Genomic DNA, 17,823 nt, shown 5'->3' with positions numbered 1-17,823 from the left:
GTTGAGGAGCGCGCCAGCGCCGTCACGAAACCGAACTTCTCACGGCTCGCGGTGAGAGTTCTCCCTAACAGGAGTGGGCGCCTCGCGGCCGAGCTTGCGCCACCCGCCGGCCCGGTTGTTGGCGACGATGGCGCGCAGCAGCTCGACGAGGGGTTCGCGGTCGATGGGATCGTCCTGGTAGATCTGGATCGCCCGTCCGGTGGCGTTGCCGTGTCCCTGGTTGACGAGCCTGTGCGGGTCGGGAACGGTCGGGTCGTAGAGGAACAGGTTGACGTGGTCCTTGGTGGACAGCAACGCGCACACGTTGCCGTCCAGGACGAAGTAGGGCTGGACGGTCCGCTTGATCGTCTCCTCGATCTCCGGATCGGCCGCCCACACGATGCCGCGGACCTTGCGGCAGATCTCCTGCTGCCAGTCCGGTAGCCCTTCGATGTAGGCGTCAACGCCGGGGTGCGCTCGATCCGTCACCAACCCCGCTCCCGCCACTCGTCGAGGTGGGGCCGCTCGGCGCCGAGCGTCGAGTCGCCCCCGTGACCGGGGTAGAACCAGACGTCGTCGCCGTACACGTCGAAGATCTTGGTGGAGACCTCGTCGATCAGGGTCAGGAACGCGTCCGCGTCGCCGAACGTGTTGCCGACGCCGCCCGGGAACAGCGAGTCTCCGGTGAACAGGTGGCCCTGCCCGGTGGGGTCCTCCCAGAAGAGCGCGATCGAGCCCGGTGTATGGCCGGCGAGGGCGATCACCGTCAGGTCGCAGGTGCCGACGGCGATCCGGTCGCCCTGGGTGACGGTGCGATCGACCGCGACACCCGTCTGCTCGGTGATCGCGGCGGCGTCGGGCTCGCCGGCGACCACCGTGGCGCCGGTCGCCGCGACGACCTCGGCGAGGGCGCGGTGGTGGTCCCAGTGCTGGTGGGTCGTGACGACCGCGGTCAGCGACCGGTCGCCGACCAGGGCCAGCAGGGTGGGGGCGTCGTGGGCTGCGTCGATGAGCACCAGCTCGTCGGTCTCCTCGCAGTGCAGGAGGTAGGCGTTGTTGGACATCTGCGGGTCGACGGCCACTTTGGTGATGGTCACGCAGCCGGCCTGCCGGGTCTGCGCCTCGCCGCCGGGCGTGACGTCACCGGTGTAGGTCACCATGCCGGCACCGCCGGCAGCTCGCCGCGGTCGCTCGTGAGGCCGGCGCCGTCACCGCGCCCGGTCAGCCACCATGCCAGGGCGTGCGAGTCGCCGGTGACGGTCGTGGTCGGGTCGTCGTCGCCGTACGACCACGACTGCGCCAGGTCGCGCGCCAGCACCCGGAAGGAGGTGGGGAAGTCACGCTTGTCCATGGTCTCGATCACGATCACCGAGAACTCCGGCGACCAGTCCGCGGAGGTGTAGCCGACACCGAGGTCGGCGTGGTGGATCTCGACCTCGCGCAGCCGCATCAGCACCGTCGAGCGCGCGCTGAACGCCGGCCGACCGGGCGTGCGCTCGATGGTCGTCGTCCACCTGTCCTCGGGGAGGTCGCGGACCTCGCGGTCGAAGAGCTCGGTCGAAGCCATCAGCCGCGAGCGCAGGTCCCCGGGAGACGCGGTGCCGAGCTCGGCGATGTCGCCGTCGCGGTCCTCCTGGGAGGCATACATGGGGCGGGCTGCGCCCGTGGTGACGCCCTCCAGGGCACCGGCGAGGGCCTCACCGTTGAGGGCGAGGTGGGCGACCACGTGGCCGACGGTCCAGTCGGGAAGCAGTGACGGTGCGCCGAAGACGGCGTCGTCGAGGGCATCGACGGTGCGGATCAGTCGCTGGTTGGCAGCTGCGAGGAGCTCGAGCTGCGTGGCAGCGGGGGAGGAGGTCATGACTGTCATTCAACACACATGGGGAGGCTGTGTGCAGCCCCGTAGGATCGAGCCTGACCGCGTGGCGGGTTGCAACTGCGCGTGATGTGACGAACACTTGTTCGAACCCACTCTCTTGCACAGACCTTCAAGGACGACTGTGATCGACCAGCTCATCATCCGGGGCGCCCGGGAGCACAACCTCAAGGACGTCTCGCTCGATCTGCCGCGCGACGCCCTGATCGTGTTCACCGGCCTGTCCGGCTCCGGCAAGTCGAGCCTCGCCTTCGACACCATCTTCGCCGAGGGCCAGCGCCGTTATGTCGAGTCCCTGTCCGCGTATGCCCGCCAGTTCCTGGGCCAGATGGACAAGCCCGACGTCGACTTCATCGAGGGTCTCTCGCCCGCGGTGAGCATCGACCAGAAGTCCACCAGCAAGAACCCGCGCTCGACCGTCGGCACCATCACCGAGGTCTACGACTACCTCCGCCTGCTCTATGCCCGCGCCGGGCGTGCCCACTGCCCCGTTTGCGGGTCGCCGATCGAGCGCCAGACGCCCCAGCAGATCGTCGACCGGATCCTGTCGCTCGAGGAGGGGGCGAGGTTCCAGGTCCTGGCGCCCGTCATCCGCGGCCGCAAGGGCGAGTACGTCGACCTGTTCCGCACCCTCCAGACCCAGGGCTTCTCCCGGGCGCGCGTCAACGGCGAGACGCACACGCTGGATGACCCACCCAAGCTGGACAAGCAGAAGAAGCACACCATCGAGGTCGTGGTCGACCGGCTCGCGGTCAAGGAGAGCTCGAAGCGCCGGCTCACCGACTCGGTCGAGACGGCGCTCAACCTCGCCGGTGGCTTGGTGCTGTTCGACTTCGTCGATCTCGACGCGAAGGACCCCGGTCGCGAGCTCAGGTTCTCCGAGCGGATGGCCTGCCCCAACGAGCACACGATCGACACCGACGAGCTCGAGCCGCGCTCGTTCTCCTTCAACTCCCCGTTCGGTGCCTGCCCGCAGTGCAGCGGCCTCGGCACCCGCATGGAGGTCGACCCCGAGCTCGTCGTGCCCGACCCGGGCGCGACCCTGGGCGAGGGCGCGATCCAGCCGTGGAGCCACGCCCACGTCTCCGACTACTTCCTCCGCCTGATGAACGCGCTCGGCGAGGAGCTCGGCTTCGACCTCAACACCCCGTGGGAGAAGCTCACCCCGCTGGCGCGGACCTCGATCCTCGAGGGACACAAGACGAAGGTCCACGTCGTCACGACCAACCGCTACGGCCGCCAGCGCGCCTACTACGCCGCGTTCGAGGGCGTCCGGCCCTACATCGAGCGCCGCCACAAGGAGGCCGAGTCCGACACGAGCCGCGAGCGGTTCGAGGGCTTCATGCGCGAGGTGCCGTGCCCGACCTGCCGGGGCAGCCGGCTCAAGCCGGTGTCGATGGCGGTGACGCTCGGCGCGCGCGACCAGGGCGGGCTCAACATCGCCGAGGTCTGCGCGATGCCGATCAACGAGACGGCCGACTACCTGCGCAACCTCGAGCTCTCGGAGCGCGAGAAGCAGATCGGCGAGCGCGTCCTGAAGGAGATCCAGGAGCGCCTCAACTTCCTGCTCGACGTCGGGCTCGACTACCTCTCCCTCAACCGTCCCTCCGGCTCGCTGTCGGGCGGTGAGGCGCAGCGCATCCGGCTCGCCACCCAGATCGGTGCCGGGCTGGTGGGTGTCCTCTATGTCCTCGATGAGCCGTCCATCGGGCTGCACCAGCGCGACAACCACCGCCTGATCGAGACCCTGGTCCGGCTCAAGGACCTCGGCAACACCCTGATCGTCGTGGAGCACGACGAGGACACCATCCGCGTCGCCGACTGGGTCGTCGACATCGGCCCGGGTGCCGGCGAGCACGGCGGCCAGGTCGTCCACTCCGGCAGCGTGCAGGGACTGCTCGACCACCCTGACTCGTTGACCGGCCAGTACCTCAGCGGTCGTCGCGAGATCCCCGTCCCGCCCGTGCGCCGCCCGCGCACCATCGGCCGGGAGCTGACCGTGCACGGTGCGAAGGAGCACAACCTGCAAGACGTCGACGTGAGCTTCCCGCTCGGCGTCTTCTGCGCGGTCACCGGCGTCTCCGGCTCGGGCAAGTCGACGCTGGTCAACGACATCCTCTACACCTCGCTCGCCAAGCAGATCTACAACGCCCGCACCGTCCCGGGGCGGCACACCAAGATCTCCGGTGTCGAGCACGTCGACAAGGTGATCCACGTCGACCAGTCGCCGATCGGTCGCACCCCGCGGTCCAACCCGGCGACGTACACCGGGGTCTTCGACCACGTCCGCAAGCTGTTCGCGTCGACCCCCGAGGCGAAGATGCGCGGTTACCTCCAGGGCCGCTTCTCGTTCAACGTCAAGGGCGGTCGCTGCGAGGCCTGCTCGGGCGACGGCACGATCAAGATCGAGATGAACTTCCTGCCGGACGTCTACGTCCCCTGCGAGGTCTGCCACGGTGCTCGCTACAACCGCGAGACGCTCGAGGTGCACTACAAGGGCAAGACCATCGCCGAGGTCCTCGACATGCCGATCGAGGAGGCGGCCGACTTCTTCGCTGCGGTTCCTGCGATCAGCCGGCACATGAAGACGCTCTGCGAGGTCGGGCTCGGCTACGTCCGCCTCGGCCAGCCCGCGACGACGCTGTCGGGCGGTGAGGCCCAGCGGGTCAAGCTGTCGAGCGAGCTGCAGAAGCGGTCCACCGGTCGCACCGTCTACGTCCTCGACGAGCCGACCACCGGCCTGCACTTCGAGGACATCCGCAAGCTGCTGCTCGTGCTCGGTCGCCTCGTCGACCAGGGCAACACGGTGCTGGTCATCGAGCACAACCTCGACGTGATCAAGACCGCCGACTGGCTCATCGACATGGGGCCCGAGGGCGGCTCCCGGGGCGGGCTCGTGGTGGCCGAGGGCACCCCCGAGGACGTCGCGGCCAACCCGGAGAGCCACACCGGCACCTTCCTCGCGCCGCTGCTCGAGGGGCGCGCGGCCCAGCAGCCCAGCGGGAAGGTCCGCCCGAAGGAAGCCCCGGCGCGACCGCTCAGCAAGGCGGCGGCGAAGAAGGCAGCGACCGCGGCCAAGAAGGCCGCGGCGGAGAAGCCGGTTGCCAAGAAGGCGCCGGCCAAGAAGGCCGCGGCGAAGAAGTAGTCTCGGACCATGACCACCGGACTCAACCGACGCAACGTCCTCGGCGGCGCCACCGCGGCCGCCATCGGCCTGCCCGTCCTGGCCGCCTGCGGCAGCGACGAGCCCGACTCGGCGACGGACCCGACGAGCTCGACGCCCTCCGGCAGCGAGCGACCGACCACCGGTGACGGCGCGGAGTCCGGTGCCGCCGCCCTGGCCGCGACGGGCGACATCCCCGTCGGCGGGTGCGCGGTGTTCTCCGAGCACAAGATCGTGGTGACCCAGCCCACCGAGGGCGACTTCAAGGCGTTCACCTCGGTCTGCACCCACCAGGGCTGCACCGTCAGTGCCAGCACCGACGGTGTCATCCCGTGCGGCTGCCACGGCAGCGAGTTCTCGATCGAGGACGGATCGGTGCTCCAGGGCCCGGCCACCTCGCCCCTGTCCGAGGTCGAGATCTCGGTTGACGGGGACACCATCACCCTGGCCTGACACGGATGGCGTGCGACCGGCCCTGATCGAACGGGCCTGAGCACGGTCCTCGTTCGCTGACGCAAGAGGTGTCGGTGCGGCCTCGTAGGGTTGAGGTCGTGCCGTCACCCGCCAGCTATCGACCCGAGCCCGGCTCGATCCCGACCCGACCGGGTGTCTACCGCTTCCGCGACGGCAAGGGCCGGGTCATCTACGTCGGCAAGGCCAAGAGCCTGCGCCCGCGCCTGTCGTCGTACTTCCAGGACATCGGCGGCCTGCACCCGCGCACGGCCTCGATGGTCACCAGCGCGGCCAGCGTCGAGTGGACCGTGGTCAAGACCGAGGTCGAGGCCCTCCAGCTGGAGTACAGCTGGATCAAGGAGTTCGACCCGCGCTTCAACGTGAAGTACCGCGACGACAAGTCCTACCCCTGGCTCGCCGTGACCGTGGGCGAGGAGTTTCCGCGGGTCATGGTCGGACGCGGCGCCAAGCGCAAGGGCACCCGCTACTTCGGCCCCTACGGACACGCCTGGGCGATCCGCGAGACCGTCGACCTGCTGCTGCGCGTCTTCCCGATGCGCTCGTGCAGCAACGGCGTCTTCAAGCGCTCCAGCCAGATCGGGCGCCCGTGCCTGCTGGGCTACATCGACAAGTGCGCCGCACCCTGCGTCGGCAACGTCACGGCCGAGCAGCACCGCGAGATCGTCGACGACTTCTGCGACTTCATGGCCGGCAACACGACTGCCTTCGTCAAGCGCGTCGAGCGGGAGATGTACGCCGCCTCGGAGGCCCTCGACTTCGAGAAGGCCGCCCGCCTGCGCGACGACCTCGGGGCGCTCACCAAGGCCCTGGAGAAGCAGGCGGTGGTGCTCGGCGACGGCACCGACGCCGACGTCATCGCGCTCGCGGAGGACCCGCTCGAGGTCGCCGTACAGATCTTCTACGTCCGCGGCGGCCGGATCAAGGGCCAGCGCGGCTGGGTCGCCGACCGCACCGACGACGGCGGCACGCCCGAGCTCGTCCAGGACTTCCTGCTGCAGCTGTACGGCGACGAGGCCGACGCCATCCCGCGCGAGGTGCTCGTCCCGGCGCTGCCGCCCGACGCCGGTGTGATGGAGGAGCTGCTGAGCGACCGGCGGGGGAGCCGGGTCGTGATCCGGGTGCCGCAGCGGGGGGTCAAGCTGTCGTTGCAGGAGACCGTGGCCGGCAACGCCAAGCAGTCGCTGGTGCTCCACAAGACCCGTCGGGCCAGCGACCTCACCACCCGCAACCGTGCGCTCGAGGAGATCCAGCAGGCCCTGGCGCTCGACGAGGTGCCGCTGCGGATCGAGTGCTACGACGTCTCCAACCTGCAGGGCACCGAGGTGGTGGCGTCGATGGTGGTCTTCGAGGACGGGCTGCCGCGCAAGGGCGAGTACCGCCGGTTCGTGATCAAGCCCGAGCCGGGCGAGACCACGGTCGGGCAGAACGACGTCGCCCACATGCACCAGGTGATCACCCGCCGCTTCCGCCGGTTGCTCGACGAGCAGGCGAGGTCGCAGGCCGTCACCACCGACTCCGGCCCGATGCTGGTCGATCCGGAGACCGGCCGGCCCCGCAAGTTCGCCTACGCCCCCGGGCTCGTGGTCGTCGACGGCGGCCCGCCGCAGGTCGCGGCCGCCCAGCAGGCCCTGTCCGAGCTCGGAATCACCGACATCCCGGTGTGCGGCCTGGCCAAGCGCCTCGAGGAGGTCTGGCTGCCGGCGGAGGACGACCCGGTCATCCTCCCGCGCACGAGCGAGGGCCTCTACCTCCTCCAGCGGGTGCGCGACGAGGCCCACCGGTTCGCGATCACCCACCACCGCTCGCGCCGCTCCAAGACGATGGTCGAGAGCCTGCTCGACGACGTCCCGGGCCTGGGCGAGGTCCGCCGCAAGACCCTGCTGAAGCACTTCGGCTCGCTCAAGAAGCTGCGGCTCGCCGACGCTGCCGAGATCGCGATGGTGCCCGGCATCGGGCCGCGCACGGCCGAGGCGATCAAGGCGGCCGTGGCGGGCGCCGACACGACCCGCAAGAATGCCGCTGTGCAGGTCAACACCGCGACCGGCGAGATCATCGAGGAGCACTGATGGAGCCGACAGCAGGCGAGCTCGTCATCGTCACCGGCATGACCGGTGCCGGCCGCAGCACCGCCGCGAAGGAGCTGGAGGACCTCGGCTTCTTCGTGGTCGACAACCTGCCGCCGACGCTGGTGCGCGACGTCGTCCGCCTCGTCGACGACTCGCGGGGGATCACCCAGCCGATCGCGGTGGTCGTGGACGTGCGCTCCGGGTCCTTCTTCGACTCGCTGCAGGCCAACCGGCACCAGGGCGTCACCGGTCGCCCCACCACGCTGCTGTTCCTCGAGGCGACCGACGACGTGCTCGTACGCCGCCAGGAGGCCGCGCGCCGTCCACACCCGCTGCAGGGGAGCGGCCGGTTGCTGCACGGGCTCCACCGCGAGCGGGAGGTGCTGGCCGAGGTGCGCGGCGACTGCGACGTCGTGATCGACACCACCAACCTCAACGTGCACCAGCTCACCGACCGGATCGCCGCGCAGTTCGGGACCCCGGAGACGACCGCGCTCAAGGTCACGGTGGTCTCCTTCGGCTTCAAGTATGGCATCCCCGTCGACGCCGACTTCGTGGCCGACATGCGCTTCCTGCCCAACCCCCACTGGGTGCCGGAGCTCCGCCCGCGGACCGGTCGGGACGAGGACGTCGCCGATTACGTCAAGATGCGCCCGAGTGCCCAGACGTTCCTGGACCAGTACGTCCCGATGCTGGAGAACGTCGCCGGCGGCTACCTCACGGAGGGCAAGCGGTTCATGACCGTCGCGATCGGTTGCACGGGCGGCAAGCACCGCAGCGTGGCCATGACCGAGGAAATTGCGGCCCGGCTCAGGAGCCACGGCATCGACTCGCGCGCCAGCCATCGCGACCTCGGGCGGGAGTGACGCCTCGATGGCTCGATCCACCGCGCAGTCCGCGGTCGCCCTGGGGGGCGGTCACGGGCTCTTCGCCAGTCTGAGCGCGCTGCGCCACCTCGTCGCCGAGCTGACCCTGGACGAGCTCACCGCCGTCGTGACGGTGGCCGACAACGGCGGCTCGTCCGGTCGGCTCCGCGGCGAGTTCGGTGTGCTGCCTCCCGGCGACCTACGGATGGCGCTCGCCGCCCTGTGCGGCGACGACGAGTGGGGCCGCACGTGGGCCGACGTCGTCCAGCACCGCTTCGCCGGCGAGGGCGAGATGCGCGGCCACGTCATCGGCAACCTGCTCATCGTCGGGCTCTGGGAGCTGATGGGCGATCCCGTCCGGGCGCTCGACTGGGTGGGCAAGCTCCTCGGGGCACGGGGGCGGGTGCTGCCGATGGCGGTGACCCCGATCGACATGACCGCCCAGGTGCGCGGGCTGGACCCCGCCGATGCGGATCGCACCACCCAGGTGCGCGGCCAGGTGGAGGTCGCCACGACGCAGGGCCAGATCGTCTCCGTGGCGCTGGACCCGCCTGATCCGCAGGCGTGTGCCGAGGCGGTCGAGGCCGTCCTGGGCGCCGACTGGGTCGTGCTCGGGCCCGGATCGTGGTTCACCTCGGTGATCCCGCACCTGATGGTGCCTTCGCTGCGCCAGGCCCTCATCGACACGGCCGGTGGGCTGATCGTCGTGCTCAACCTCGAGCCCCAGGAGGGGGAGACACCGGGCTACCTCCCGGAGGACCACCTCGCCGCACTGTTCGAGCACGCGCCCGACCTCAAGATCCACACCGTGCTCGCCGACGTGCGCAGCGTCGGGCACCCGGAGGAGCTCGACCGGCTGGTCTCGTCCTCCGGTGCCAGCCTGGTCATCGCCGACCTCGCGGCCGACGGCACCACCGACCGGCACGACGACGACAAGCTGGCGGTCGCGTTCGAGCGCATCATGAACGGCATCGTGGTCCCGGGTGATTGACGCTCGTGGCAGGATCTGACCCATGGCGATGACGGCACAGGTGAAGGCAGAGCTGGCCAACACCCAGATCACGAAAACTTGCTGTCGGAAGGCCGAAGTGGCCTCCATGCTGCGCTTCGCCGGCGGCCTCCACATCGTCAGCGGGCGGATCGTGGTGGAAGCCGAGCTCGACACCGGTGCCGGTGCGCGCCGACTCCGCAAGGACATCGCCGAGGTCTACGGCCACCAGTCCGACGTCGTGGTCGTGCAGGGACAGGGCATCCGCAAGGGCAGCCGCTACATCGTCCGCGTCATCAAGGACGGCGAGGCGCTGGCCCGCCAGACCGGCCTGCTCGACGGCCGCGGCCGGCCCGTCCGGGGTCTCCCCCCCGCCGTCGTCTCCGGTGGCGGCTGTGACGCCGTCGCCGCGTGGCGCGGGGCGTTCCTCGCCCACGGCTCGCTGACCGAGCCCGGCCGCTCGTCCTCGCTCGAGATCACCTGCCCCGGCCCGGAAGCCGCCCTCGCGATCGTCGGCGTCGCCCGCCGGCTCGGCATCTCCGCCAAGGCTCGCGAGGTGCGTGGTGTCGACCGGGTCGTCATCCGCGACGGCGACGCCATCGGCGCCCTCCTGACCCGCCTCGGTGCCCACGAGTCCCTGATGGCCTGGGAGGAGCGGCGCATGCGCCGCGAGGTGCGTGCCACCGCCAACCGCCTCGCCAACTTCGACGACGCCAACCTCCGGCGCTCGGCTCGTGCGGCGGTCGCCGCCGGCGCCCGCGTCGAGCGGGCCCTGGAGATCCTCGCCGAGGAGGTCCCCGACCACCTCAAGCTCGCCGGCTACCTGCGCCTGGAGCACAAGAACGCCTCCCTCGAGGAGCTCGGCCAGCTGCACGAGCCCGTCCTGACCAAGGACGCGATCGCTGGTCGCATCCGCCGGCTGCTCGCGATGGCGGACAAGCGGGCCGAGGAGCTCGGCATTCCCGACACCGAGTCCTCCCTGACGCCGGAGATGCTCGCCGACGAGGTGTGAGCACGGTTACCTGCACGTACCCCGAACGCGAGCGCAGGGGCATGTCCGCGCCGCGATAGGGTCGCTGGGTCGTCGGACACCCGATCGGGTGTCCCACTCACACTCTTCGACTGAAGGAGTCCTCAGTGACTGTGCGCGTAGGTATCAACGGATTCGGCCGGATCGGCCGCAACTTCTTCCGGGCCGTCCGTGCCTCGGGAGCCGACATCGAGATCGTCGGCGTCAACGACCTGACCGACAACGCGGTCCTCGCGCACCTCCTCAAGTACGACTCGATCCTCGGGCGCCTCGACGCCGACGTGTCGAGCGACGCGACCTCGATCAAGGTCGGCGACCAGACCATCGCCGCGTTCGCCGAGCGTGACCCGGCCAACCTCAAGTGGGGCGACCTCGACGTGGACGTCGTCGTCGAGTCGACCGGCTTCTTCACCGACGCCACCAAGGCCAAGGCGCACATCGACGCCGGCGCCAAGAAGGTCATCATCTCCGCGCCCGCCTCCAACGAGGACATCACGATCGTGATGGGTGTCAACCACACCGACTACGACGGCGCCGTCCACCACGTGATCTCCAACGCGTCGTGCACGACCAACTGCCTCGGTCCGATGGCCAAGGCGCTCAACGACGACCTCGGCATCGTCAAGGGCCTGATGACGACCATCCACGCCTACACCGCCGACCAGAACCTCCAGGACAACATCCACTCGGACCTGCGCCGTGCCCGCGCGGCCGCGATCAACCTGGTCCCCACCTCGACCGGTGCCGCCAAGGCCATCGGCCTGGTGCTGCCCGAGCTCAAGGGCAAGCTCGACGGCTACGCCATCCGCGTCCCGGTGCCGACCGGCTCGGCCACGGACCTCACGTTCGAGGCCGGTCGCGAGACCACGGTCGAGGAGGTCAACGCGATCATCGAGAAGGCTGCCGACGGCCGCTTCCTCAAGTACTCCACCGACCCGATCGTCTCCTCCGACATCGTCACCGACCCGGCGTCGTGCATCTTCGACGCGCCGCTGACCAAGGTCATCGGCAACCAGGTCAAGGTCGTCGGCTGGTACGACAACGAGTGGGGCTACTCCAACCGCCTGGTCGACCTCATCGGCCTGGTCGGCGAGACCCTCTGACCTCGATGTCAGACATCGCATCGCTGGGTGACCTCACCGGCAAGCGCGTCCTGGTCCGCTCGGACCTGAACGTGCCCCTGGAACAGGTCGACGGCACGACAGCCATCACCGACGACGGTCGGATCCGCGCCAGCGTGCCGACGATCAAGCAGCTCAGCGATGCGGGTGCCCGCGTCGTCGTGACGGCCCACCTGGGTCGTCCCGACGGCGCGCCGGACCCGGCGTTCTCGCTGGCCCCCGTGGCCGCCCGCTTGGGCGAGCTGCTGGGTCGCGAGGTCGCGTTCGCGACGGACACCGTCGGGGAGAGCGCCTCCGAGACGGTCGCTGCCCTCGCCGACGGGGACGTCGCCGTACTCGAGAACGTGCGCTTCAACGAGGGCGAGACGAGCAAGGACGACGACGTGCGCGCGTCGTTCGCCGGCCAGCTCGCCCAGCTCGCCGACGCGTTCGTCTCCGACGGGTTCGGCGTCGTGCACCGCAAGCAGGCCAGCGTCTACGACGTCGCCCTGCGGCTGCCGTCGGCCATGGGCGGCCTGGTCGCCACGGAGATCGACGTGCTGCGTCGGCTCACGATCGACCCGGCCCGGCCCTATGTCGTCGTCCTCGGCGGCTCGAAGGTCTCCGACAAGCTCGGTGTGATCGACAACCTGCTCGAGAAGGCCGACAAGCTGCTGATCGGTGGCGGCATGGTCTTCACGTTCCTCAAGGCCCAGGGCCACGAGGTGGGCAAGAGCCTCCTCGAGGACGACCAGCTCGACATCTGCCGGCGCTACCTCACCGAGGCCGCCGAGCGCGGCGTCGAGATCGTGCTGCCGACCGACATCGTGGTCGCGGACAGCTTCGGCGACGAGGCCTCGGCCCGCGTCGTCGCGGCCGACGCCATCCCGGCGGACGCCCTCGGCCTCGACATCGGCCCGGAGTCCGCGGCGGCCTTCGCCGCGGCGCTGGGTGACGCGAAGACCGTGTTCTGGAACGGCCCGATGGGCGTGTTCGAGGTGGACGCCTTCGCCGGCGGCACCCGCGCCGTCGCAGGTGCGCTCACCACGATCGACGGCCTCTCGGTCGTCGGCGGTGGCGACTCGGCCGCTGCCGTGCGTCAGCTCGGTTTCGACGAGGCCGCGTTCGGCCACATCTCCACCGGCGGTGGCGCTTCACTGGAATACCTCGAGGGCAAGGAACTGCCCGGCATCGCTGTCCTTGAAAGGCACTGACCCATGACTGGCAACGCCCGCACCCCGCTGATGGCTGGCAACTGGAAGATGAACCTCAACCACCAGGAAGCGGTGGTGCTGGTCCAGAAGCTCGCGTGGACGCTCTCGGACAAGCGGCACGACTACGGCAAGGTCGAGGTCGTCGTCGTCCCGCCGTTCACCGACCTGCGCTCCGTGCAGACGCTCGTCGACGGTGACCGGCTCTCGATCAAGTACGCCGCACAGGACGTCTCGGCGCAGGACAGCGGTGCCTACACCGGCGAGGTGTCGGCGTCGATGCTGGCCAAGCTGGGCTGCTCCTACGTCGTCGTGGGCCACTCCGAGCGCCGCGAGTACCACGCCGAGACCGACGAGGTCGTCAACGCGAAGGCGCACAAGGCGCTCGCTGCGGGCATGACCCCGATCGTGTGTGTCGGTGAGGGCCTCGACGTCCGCCAGGCGGGCAACCAGGTCGCCCACACGCTCGCGCAGGTCGACGGCTCGCTGGCCGGCTTCTCGGCCGAGCAGGTCGCCGGTCTCGTGGTCGCCTACGAGCCCGTCTGGGCCATCGGCACCGGCGAGGTCGCCACCCCCGACGACGCGCAGGAGGTCTGCGGCGCGATCCGCGAGCGCATCCGCGAGGTCCACGGTGACGCGGCGGCTGACGGCGTTCGGGTCCTGTACGGCGGTTCGGTGAAGGCGTCCAACGTCGCCGGGATCATGGAGAAGGCCGATGTCGACGGCGCCCTGGTCGGTGGAGCGAGCCTCCAGGTCGACGAGTTCGGCGGGATCTGCCGCTTCTACGACCTTCCGACCCTGTGAACCTGCGCCACTTCGGCGGGCCGGTCCAGTGACCGTGCAGGCGTGACGTAGGCTTCGGCTCGTGGAACTGCTCTTCACCATCCTTCTCGTTGCGACGAGCTCTGTCATGATCCTGCTCGTCCTCCTTCACAAGGGGCGCGGAGGTGGCCTCTCCGACATGTTCGGGGGCGGCGTCTCCAGCTCCTTGGGTGGGTCGTCGGTTGCCGAACGCAACCTCGACCGCTTCACCATCGGTATGGGAGTCATCTGGGCCGCGTGCGTCATCGCGCTCGGACTGCTGAAGGCCTACGCCGGCTCCTGACTCGACTGGGTCACATGTTCGTTCGTAGTACGTGATTCGCCGACGGGGACCTGAGAGAAAGAGACACACGTGGCTGGTGGAGGAAACGCGATCCGGGGCAGCCGGGTCGGCGCTGGTCCGATGGGCGAGGCAGAGCGAGGCGAAGCCGCCCCGCGTCAGGCCGTCACCTACTTCTGCTCGCACGAGCACCGCTCCGTGGTGACGTTCGCCGTCGAGGCCACCGCGCCCGAGTCGTGGGACTGCCCCAAGTGCGGGCTCCCCGCCAGCATGGACTCCGACAACCCGCCGCCGGCGCCGAAGATCGAGCCCTACAAGACGCACCTCGCCTACGTGAAGGAGCGCCGCTCCGAGACCGAGGCGGCCGACATCCTCGACGAGGCGATCCAGCTCCTGCGCTCGCGTCGCAAGTCTGGCGACATCATCTTCTGACGGATCAATTGTCAGTCTGCTCCACCGCTCGACCGTCCACCGCGCAGCCGGCTCCCTGCCCGAGGGCTGAGGTCACCGGACCAGCCATGCTCCGCGAGGAGCGGGATGGCCAGGTCGGTCGCGATCTCTGCCCTGTTGAGGCTGCGGTCACGAAACATGGGCTCGAGACGGTCGTGCGAGAGCTGTGCCATGCCGCCAGCGAAGCAGGATCAGCCGCTGAGTGCGTCGCGCTGTCCACAGGCCACGGCGGAGGTCCTGCCTGCCTGCGGGCAGGCAGGCTGGCGAGGTGGGCCACTGGCCCTCCATCGGGCCAGGACGAGAGCTCAGGAGAGCTCGCTCGCCGCCGCTGCGTCGAGGAGCCAAAGGGTCTCGGAGGTCCCGAGCACGCCGCGAGCGGGGATCTCACGGCGATCGCCGCCGGCGATCTCGGGCTCCATGACCGCGGCCGCGACAGCTGCGGCCTTCTCCGCGCCACTGACCAGGAACCACACCGAGGTGGCGCGAGCCAGGGCATCGAAGGTGAGGCTCACGCGCAGCGGCGGTGGCTTCGGCGAATCGTGCACCGCCACCGCGATCCCGTCGCTGGTGTCGAGAGCGGGGTGACGGGGGAAGAGAGAGGCAATGTGGCCGTCCGGTCCGACGCCGAGCATCAGCACCGACAAGCTGTCACCGCCGTGGGTGCGCAGCGCCGTCGAGTAGGCGGCTGCCGCGTCCTCGACCGCCTCGACCTCGTCGGCTGCAGGGACCTCGTGGACGTTGGCCGGGTCCAGCGGTGGGTCGGCGCGCAGGAGCTGGTCGAGCAGGGCGGTGCGCGCCTGGCGGGCGTTGCGATCCTCCGACGTCGACGGCACGAACCGCTCGTCACCCCACCAGAAGACGACCTTCGACCAGTCGACCGAAGAGTCGGGCGCGCGGCGGGCGACCTCAATGTGGATGGCGTCGGCGATGGTTCCGCCGGTCAGTCCGATCTGCGGCACCTCACCACGGGCCTGCTCCTCCTCCAGCCGCGACAGCAGTCGGGAGGCGACGTCCCCCGCGAGGGTGGACGCGTCCTCGTGGACGACGACCTCGGCGGCCGGGCGGTCAGACGTCACGAGGGGTCCTTGGCAGTGGGCTGGTGCAGGGCGACCAGCCGGTGCGCCGTACGCGCGTAGATGTCGTCCTCGTCGAGGCGCCGCAGCTCCTCGGCCAGCAGGGCCGGCACCTCGCGGCGCTTGAGCGCGACCGGTCGGTCGGGACGGTTGGGCGAGGAGAACGTCGCGAGCCGGCCGTCGCCCCGCGAGATCGTGATGGGGCCCTCCCGGGTGTCCATGGTGACCTCGGTGATGCCCGGGCCGTCGGAGGTGTGGCGCCGGACGTCGACCTTGAGCCGGTCGGCCAGCCACGCGACGAGCAGGTCGGCGCTGGGGCTGATGCGCTCGGCGGTGACGGAGGCGCCGACGACCTTGAGCGGGTGCTGGTCGAGGGCGGCCGCCAGCAGCGCACGCCACGGCGTGAGCCTGGTCCAGGACAGGTCGGTGTTGCCCGGGGCGTAGGCCCGGCACTGCGCCAGCATCGCCGTGGACTTGCCACGCACGACGCCTGCGGAGTCGGTGATCCGGCGCTTCGCGAGCGCCCCGAGCGGGTCGTTGGCCGGATCGGCGGGAGGCGAGGTCGGCCACCAGATGGCGACGGGGGAGTCGGGGAGCAGCAGCGGCAGCACCACCGACTCGGCGTGCTTGACCACCTCGCCCTTGAGCCGGATCAGTGCCGTCTCGCCGCCCCAGCCGTCACCGCTGCCGACCTGCGCGTTGACCTGGGCGGCGCCGCGGGCGTCGCCGAGGATGACGGCCAGCACCCGCGAGGGGTGCTCGCGCGACGCACGCTGGGCGGCCTTCATCGCCTCGACGGCGTCCTCGTCGGGGGTGACGATGATCAGCGTCATCACCATGCCCATGGCGGGGCTGCCGGAGCGGGTGCGTGAGCGCACGAACTCCGCGGCGATCTTCGACGAGGTGGTGTCGGTGAGCTCGATCATCTCAGGGCCTCCTCCAGACGCGTCCGGTGCGGGCGAGCATGGCGTCGGCGGACGCCGGTCCCCAGGTGCCCGAGTCGTAGGGCTCGGGGGTGCCCTTGCGGGCCCAGTGGTTGATCACCGGGTCGAGCAGCTTCCACGAGAGCTCGACCTCCTCGTGCTGCGGGAACAGTGGCGGGTCGCCGAGGAGCACGTCGAGGATCAGCCGCTCGTAGGCTTCTGCGCTGGCCTCGGTGAAGGAACCGCCGTACGCGAAGTCCATGTTCACGTCGCGGATCTCCATCGCGGTGCCCGGCACCTTGGAGCCGAACCGCATGGTCAGGCCCTCGTCGGGCTGGACCCGGATCACCAGCGCGTTCTGCGTGAGCTCCTCGGTGGCGGTGGAGTTGAACGGCAGGTGTGGCGCGCGCTTGAACACGACGGCCACCTCGGTGACCCGCCGGCCGAGCCGCTTCCCGGTCCGCAGGTAGAACGGCACGTCGGCCCAACGTCGCGTCTCGATGTTGACCGTGATGGCGGCGAAGGTCTCGGTCGCGGAGGTCTTCTTGATCCCGTCCTCCTCGAGGAAGCCGATCACCTTCTCGCCGCCCTGCCAGCCGGTGGTGTACTGCCCGCGCGCGGTGGTGGTGTCGAGTCGTCGGGGGAGCACGGCGGACGCGAGCACCTTCTGCTTCTCGATCCGCAGGCTCTCGGCGTCGAAGGCGATCGGCTCCTCCATGGCGACCAGCGCCATCAGCTGGAGGAGGTGGTTCTGGATCACGTCGCGGGCGGCGCCGATGCCGTCGTAGTAGCCGGCCCGGCCGCCGATGCCGATGTCCTCGGCCATGGTGATCTGCACGTGGTCGACGTAGTGGGAGTTCCAGATCGGCTCGAACATGTTGTTGGCGAAGCGCATCGCCAGGATGTTCTGGACCGTCTCCTTGCCGAGGTAGTGGTCGATCCGGAAGATCTCGTCGGGCTCGAAGACCCCGGCCAGCACGTCGTTGAGCTCGCGCGCGGACGTCAGGTCGTGGCCGAAGGGCTTCTCCACCACGACGCGCCGCCACTGCTCGGGGGTGCCGTCGGCGAGGCCGTGCTCCTTCAGCTGCCCGACCACGGTGCCGAAGAAGGCGGGCGGGATTGCGAGGTAGAACGCCATGTTGCCGCCGGTGCCGCGCAGCTGGTCGAGCTCCTCGACGGTGCGCCGCAGGTGGTCGAAGGCGACGTCGTCGTCGAAGTCGCCGGGCACGAACCGGAATCCCTCGGAGAGCTGGCGCCACACCTCCTCGCGGAACGGGGTGCGGGCGTGCTCCTTCACGGCGTCGTGGACGATCTGCGCGAAGTCCTGGTCGGCCCAGTCACGCCGCGCGAACCCGACGAGGCTGAACCCCGGCGGCAGCAGGCCGCGGTTGGCCAGGTCGTAGATCGCGGGCATCACCTTCTTGCGCGACAAGTCACCGGTGACCCCGAAGAGCACGAGACCGCACGGCCCCGCGATGCGCGGCAGCCGGCGGTCCTGGGGGTCGCGCAGCGGGTTGGCCAT

17 protein-coding genes are annotated in these 17,823 nt (G+C 70.0%); 11 read left to right on the top strand and 6 right to left on the bottom strand.

Features of this window, described 5'->3' with window-relative positions; all coding sequences use genetic code 11:
• Positions 1–39: 39 nt before the first annotated feature.
• Genes C9J87_RS10210 through C9J87_RS10200 form a run of 3 tightly spaced genes read right to left on the bottom strand, consistent with a single transcriptional unit; the run spans position 40 to position 1,840 of the window.
• On the bottom strand, positions 40–468 hold the full coding sequence (locus C9J87_RS10210; RefSeq protein ID WP_107705471.1) for a DUF1801 domain-containing protein: 429 nt from the start codon (positions 466–468) through the stop codon (positions 40–42).
• Positions 465–1,139: an MBL fold metallo-hydrolase gene (locus C9J87_RS10205; RefSeq protein ID WP_010833059.1), complete on the bottom strand. Its 675-nt coding sequence runs from the start codon at positions 1,137–1,139 to the stop codon at positions 465–467. The genes C9J87_RS10210 and C9J87_RS10205 overlap by 4 nt, the downstream gene beginning before the upstream one ends.
• Positions 1,133–1,840: a maleylpyruvate isomerase family mycothiol-dependent enzyme gene (locus tag C9J87_RS10200; RefSeq protein WP_157953170.1), complete on the bottom strand. Its 708-nt coding sequence runs from the start codon at positions 1,838–1,840 to the stop codon at positions 1,133–1,135. Before C9J87_RS10200 ends, C9J87_RS10205 begins: the two co-directional genes overlap by 7 nt.
• A gap of 139 nt (positions 1,841–1,979) precedes the next feature.
• Between C9J87_RS10200 and uvrA the strand changes: the two genes are divergently transcribed.
• The 11 genes from uvrA (at position 1,980) to C9J87_RS10145 (ending at position 14,287) form a co-directional block, all read left to right on the top strand.
• Positions 1,980–5,000 carry an excinuclease ABC subunit UvrA gene (gene uvrA / locus C9J87_RS10195; RefSeq protein WP_107705469.1) on the top strand — a complete coding sequence of 1,007 codons (3,021 nt, stop codon included), beginning with the start codon at positions 1,980–1,982 and terminating at the stop codon, positions 4,998–5,000.
• Between the two features lie 9 nt (positions 5,001–5,009).
• Entirely contained in the window at positions 5,010–5,471 is a 462-nt protein-coding gene (locus C9J87_RS10190) for a Rieske (2Fe-2S) protein (RefSeq protein WP_010833056.1), read from the top strand.
• 98 nt (positions 5,472–5,569) lie between these two features.
• On the top strand, positions 5,570–7,558 hold the full coding sequence (gene uvrC, locus C9J87_RS10185; RefSeq protein WP_107705468.1) for an excinuclease ABC subunit UvrC: 1,989 nt from the start codon (positions 5,570–5,572) through the stop codon (positions 7,556–7,558).
• Positions 7,558–8,424 carry an RNase adapter RapZ gene (gene rapZ, locus C9J87_RS10180; RefSeq protein ID WP_010833054.1) on the top strand — a complete coding sequence of 289 codons (867 nt, stop codon included), beginning with the start codon at positions 7,558–7,560 and terminating at the stop codon, positions 8,422–8,424. Before uvrC ends, rapZ begins: the two co-directional genes overlap by 1 nt.
• A gap of 7 nt (positions 8,425–8,431) precedes the next feature.
• Positions 8,432–9,415, top strand: coding sequence for a gluconeogenesis factor YvcK family protein (locus tag C9J87_RS10175; protein ID WP_107705467.1), 984 nt, complete (start codon positions 8,432–8,434; stop codon positions 9,413–9,415).
• A gap of 22 nt (positions 9,416–9,437) precedes the next feature.
• Positions 9,438–10,424: a DNA-binding protein WhiA gene (whiA, locus tag C9J87_RS10170; RefSeq protein ID WP_010833052.1), complete on the top strand. Its 987-nt coding sequence runs from the start codon at positions 9,438–9,440 to the stop codon at positions 10,422–10,424.
• A gap of 125 nt (positions 10,425–10,549) precedes the next feature.
• Positions 10,550–11,545: a type I glyceraldehyde-3-phosphate dehydrogenase gene (gap, locus tag C9J87_RS10165; RefSeq protein ID WP_036490711.1), complete on the top strand. Its 996-nt coding sequence runs from the start codon at positions 10,550–10,552 to the stop codon at positions 11,543–11,545.
• A gap of 5 nt (positions 11,546–11,550) precedes the next feature.
• On the top strand, positions 11,551–12,756 hold the full coding sequence (locus tag C9J87_RS10160) for a phosphoglycerate kinase (RefSeq protein WP_010833050.1): 1,206 nt from the start codon (positions 11,551–11,553) through the stop codon (positions 12,754–12,756).
• A 3-nt stretch (positions 12,757–12,759) separates the two neighbouring features.
• Positions 12,760–13,557, top strand: a complete 798-nt coding sequence (tpiA, locus tag C9J87_RS10155) for a triose-phosphate isomerase (protein ID WP_010833049.1) — start codon at positions 12,760–12,762, stop codon at positions 13,555–13,557.
• A 61-nt stretch (positions 13,558–13,618) separates the two neighbouring features.
• Complete coding sequence (gene secG / locus C9J87_RS10150) at positions 13,619–13,858, top strand: preprotein translocase subunit SecG (RefSeq protein WP_010833048.1); 240 nt, start codon at positions 13,619–13,621, stop codon at positions 13,856–13,858.
• A 69-nt stretch (positions 13,859–13,927) separates the two neighbouring features.
• Positions 13,928–14,287, top strand: coding sequence for an RNA polymerase-binding protein RbpA (locus C9J87_RS10145; protein WP_010833047.1), 360 nt, complete (start codon positions 13,928–13,930; stop codon positions 14,285–14,287).
• A gap of 323 nt (positions 14,288–14,610) precedes the next feature.
• Here the strand turns inward: C9J87_RS10145 and pgl are convergent, their stop codons facing one another.
• Genes pgl through zwf form a run of 3 tightly spaced genes read right to left on the bottom strand, consistent with a single transcriptional unit; the run spans position 14,611 to position 17,823 of the window.
• The gene (gene pgl, locus C9J87_RS10140; protein WP_107705466.1) at positions 14,611–15,381 is read right to left on the bottom strand and encodes a 6-phosphogluconolactonase; all 771 of its coding nucleotides are present in this window, start codon (positions 15,379–15,381) and stop codon (positions 14,611–14,613) included.
• Positions 15,378–16,304 carry a glucose-6-phosphate dehydrogenase assembly protein OpcA gene (locus C9J87_RS10135; protein WP_010833045.1) on the bottom strand — a complete coding sequence of 309 codons (927 nt, stop codon included), beginning with the start codon at positions 16,302–16,304 and terminating at the stop codon, positions 15,378–15,380. The genes pgl and C9J87_RS10135 overlap by 4 nt, the downstream gene beginning before the upstream one ends.
• Position 16,305: 1 nt before the next feature.
• Positions 16,306–17,823 carry a glucose-6-phosphate dehydrogenase gene (gene zwf, locus C9J87_RS10130; RefSeq protein WP_010833044.1) on the bottom strand — a complete coding sequence of 506 codons (1,518 nt, stop codon included), beginning with the start codon at positions 17,821–17,823 and terminating at the stop codon, positions 16,306–16,308.

The sequence above is a fragment of the Nocardioides allogilvus genome, from assembly GCF_003047285.1.
Taxonomy (GTDB): Bacteria; Actinomycetota; Actinomycetes; order Propionibacteriales; family Nocardioidaceae; genus Nocardioides; species Nocardioides allogilvus.
Note: the sequence above shows the minus strand (reverse complement) of the source record. Positions and strands in the feature narration are given on the sequence as shown.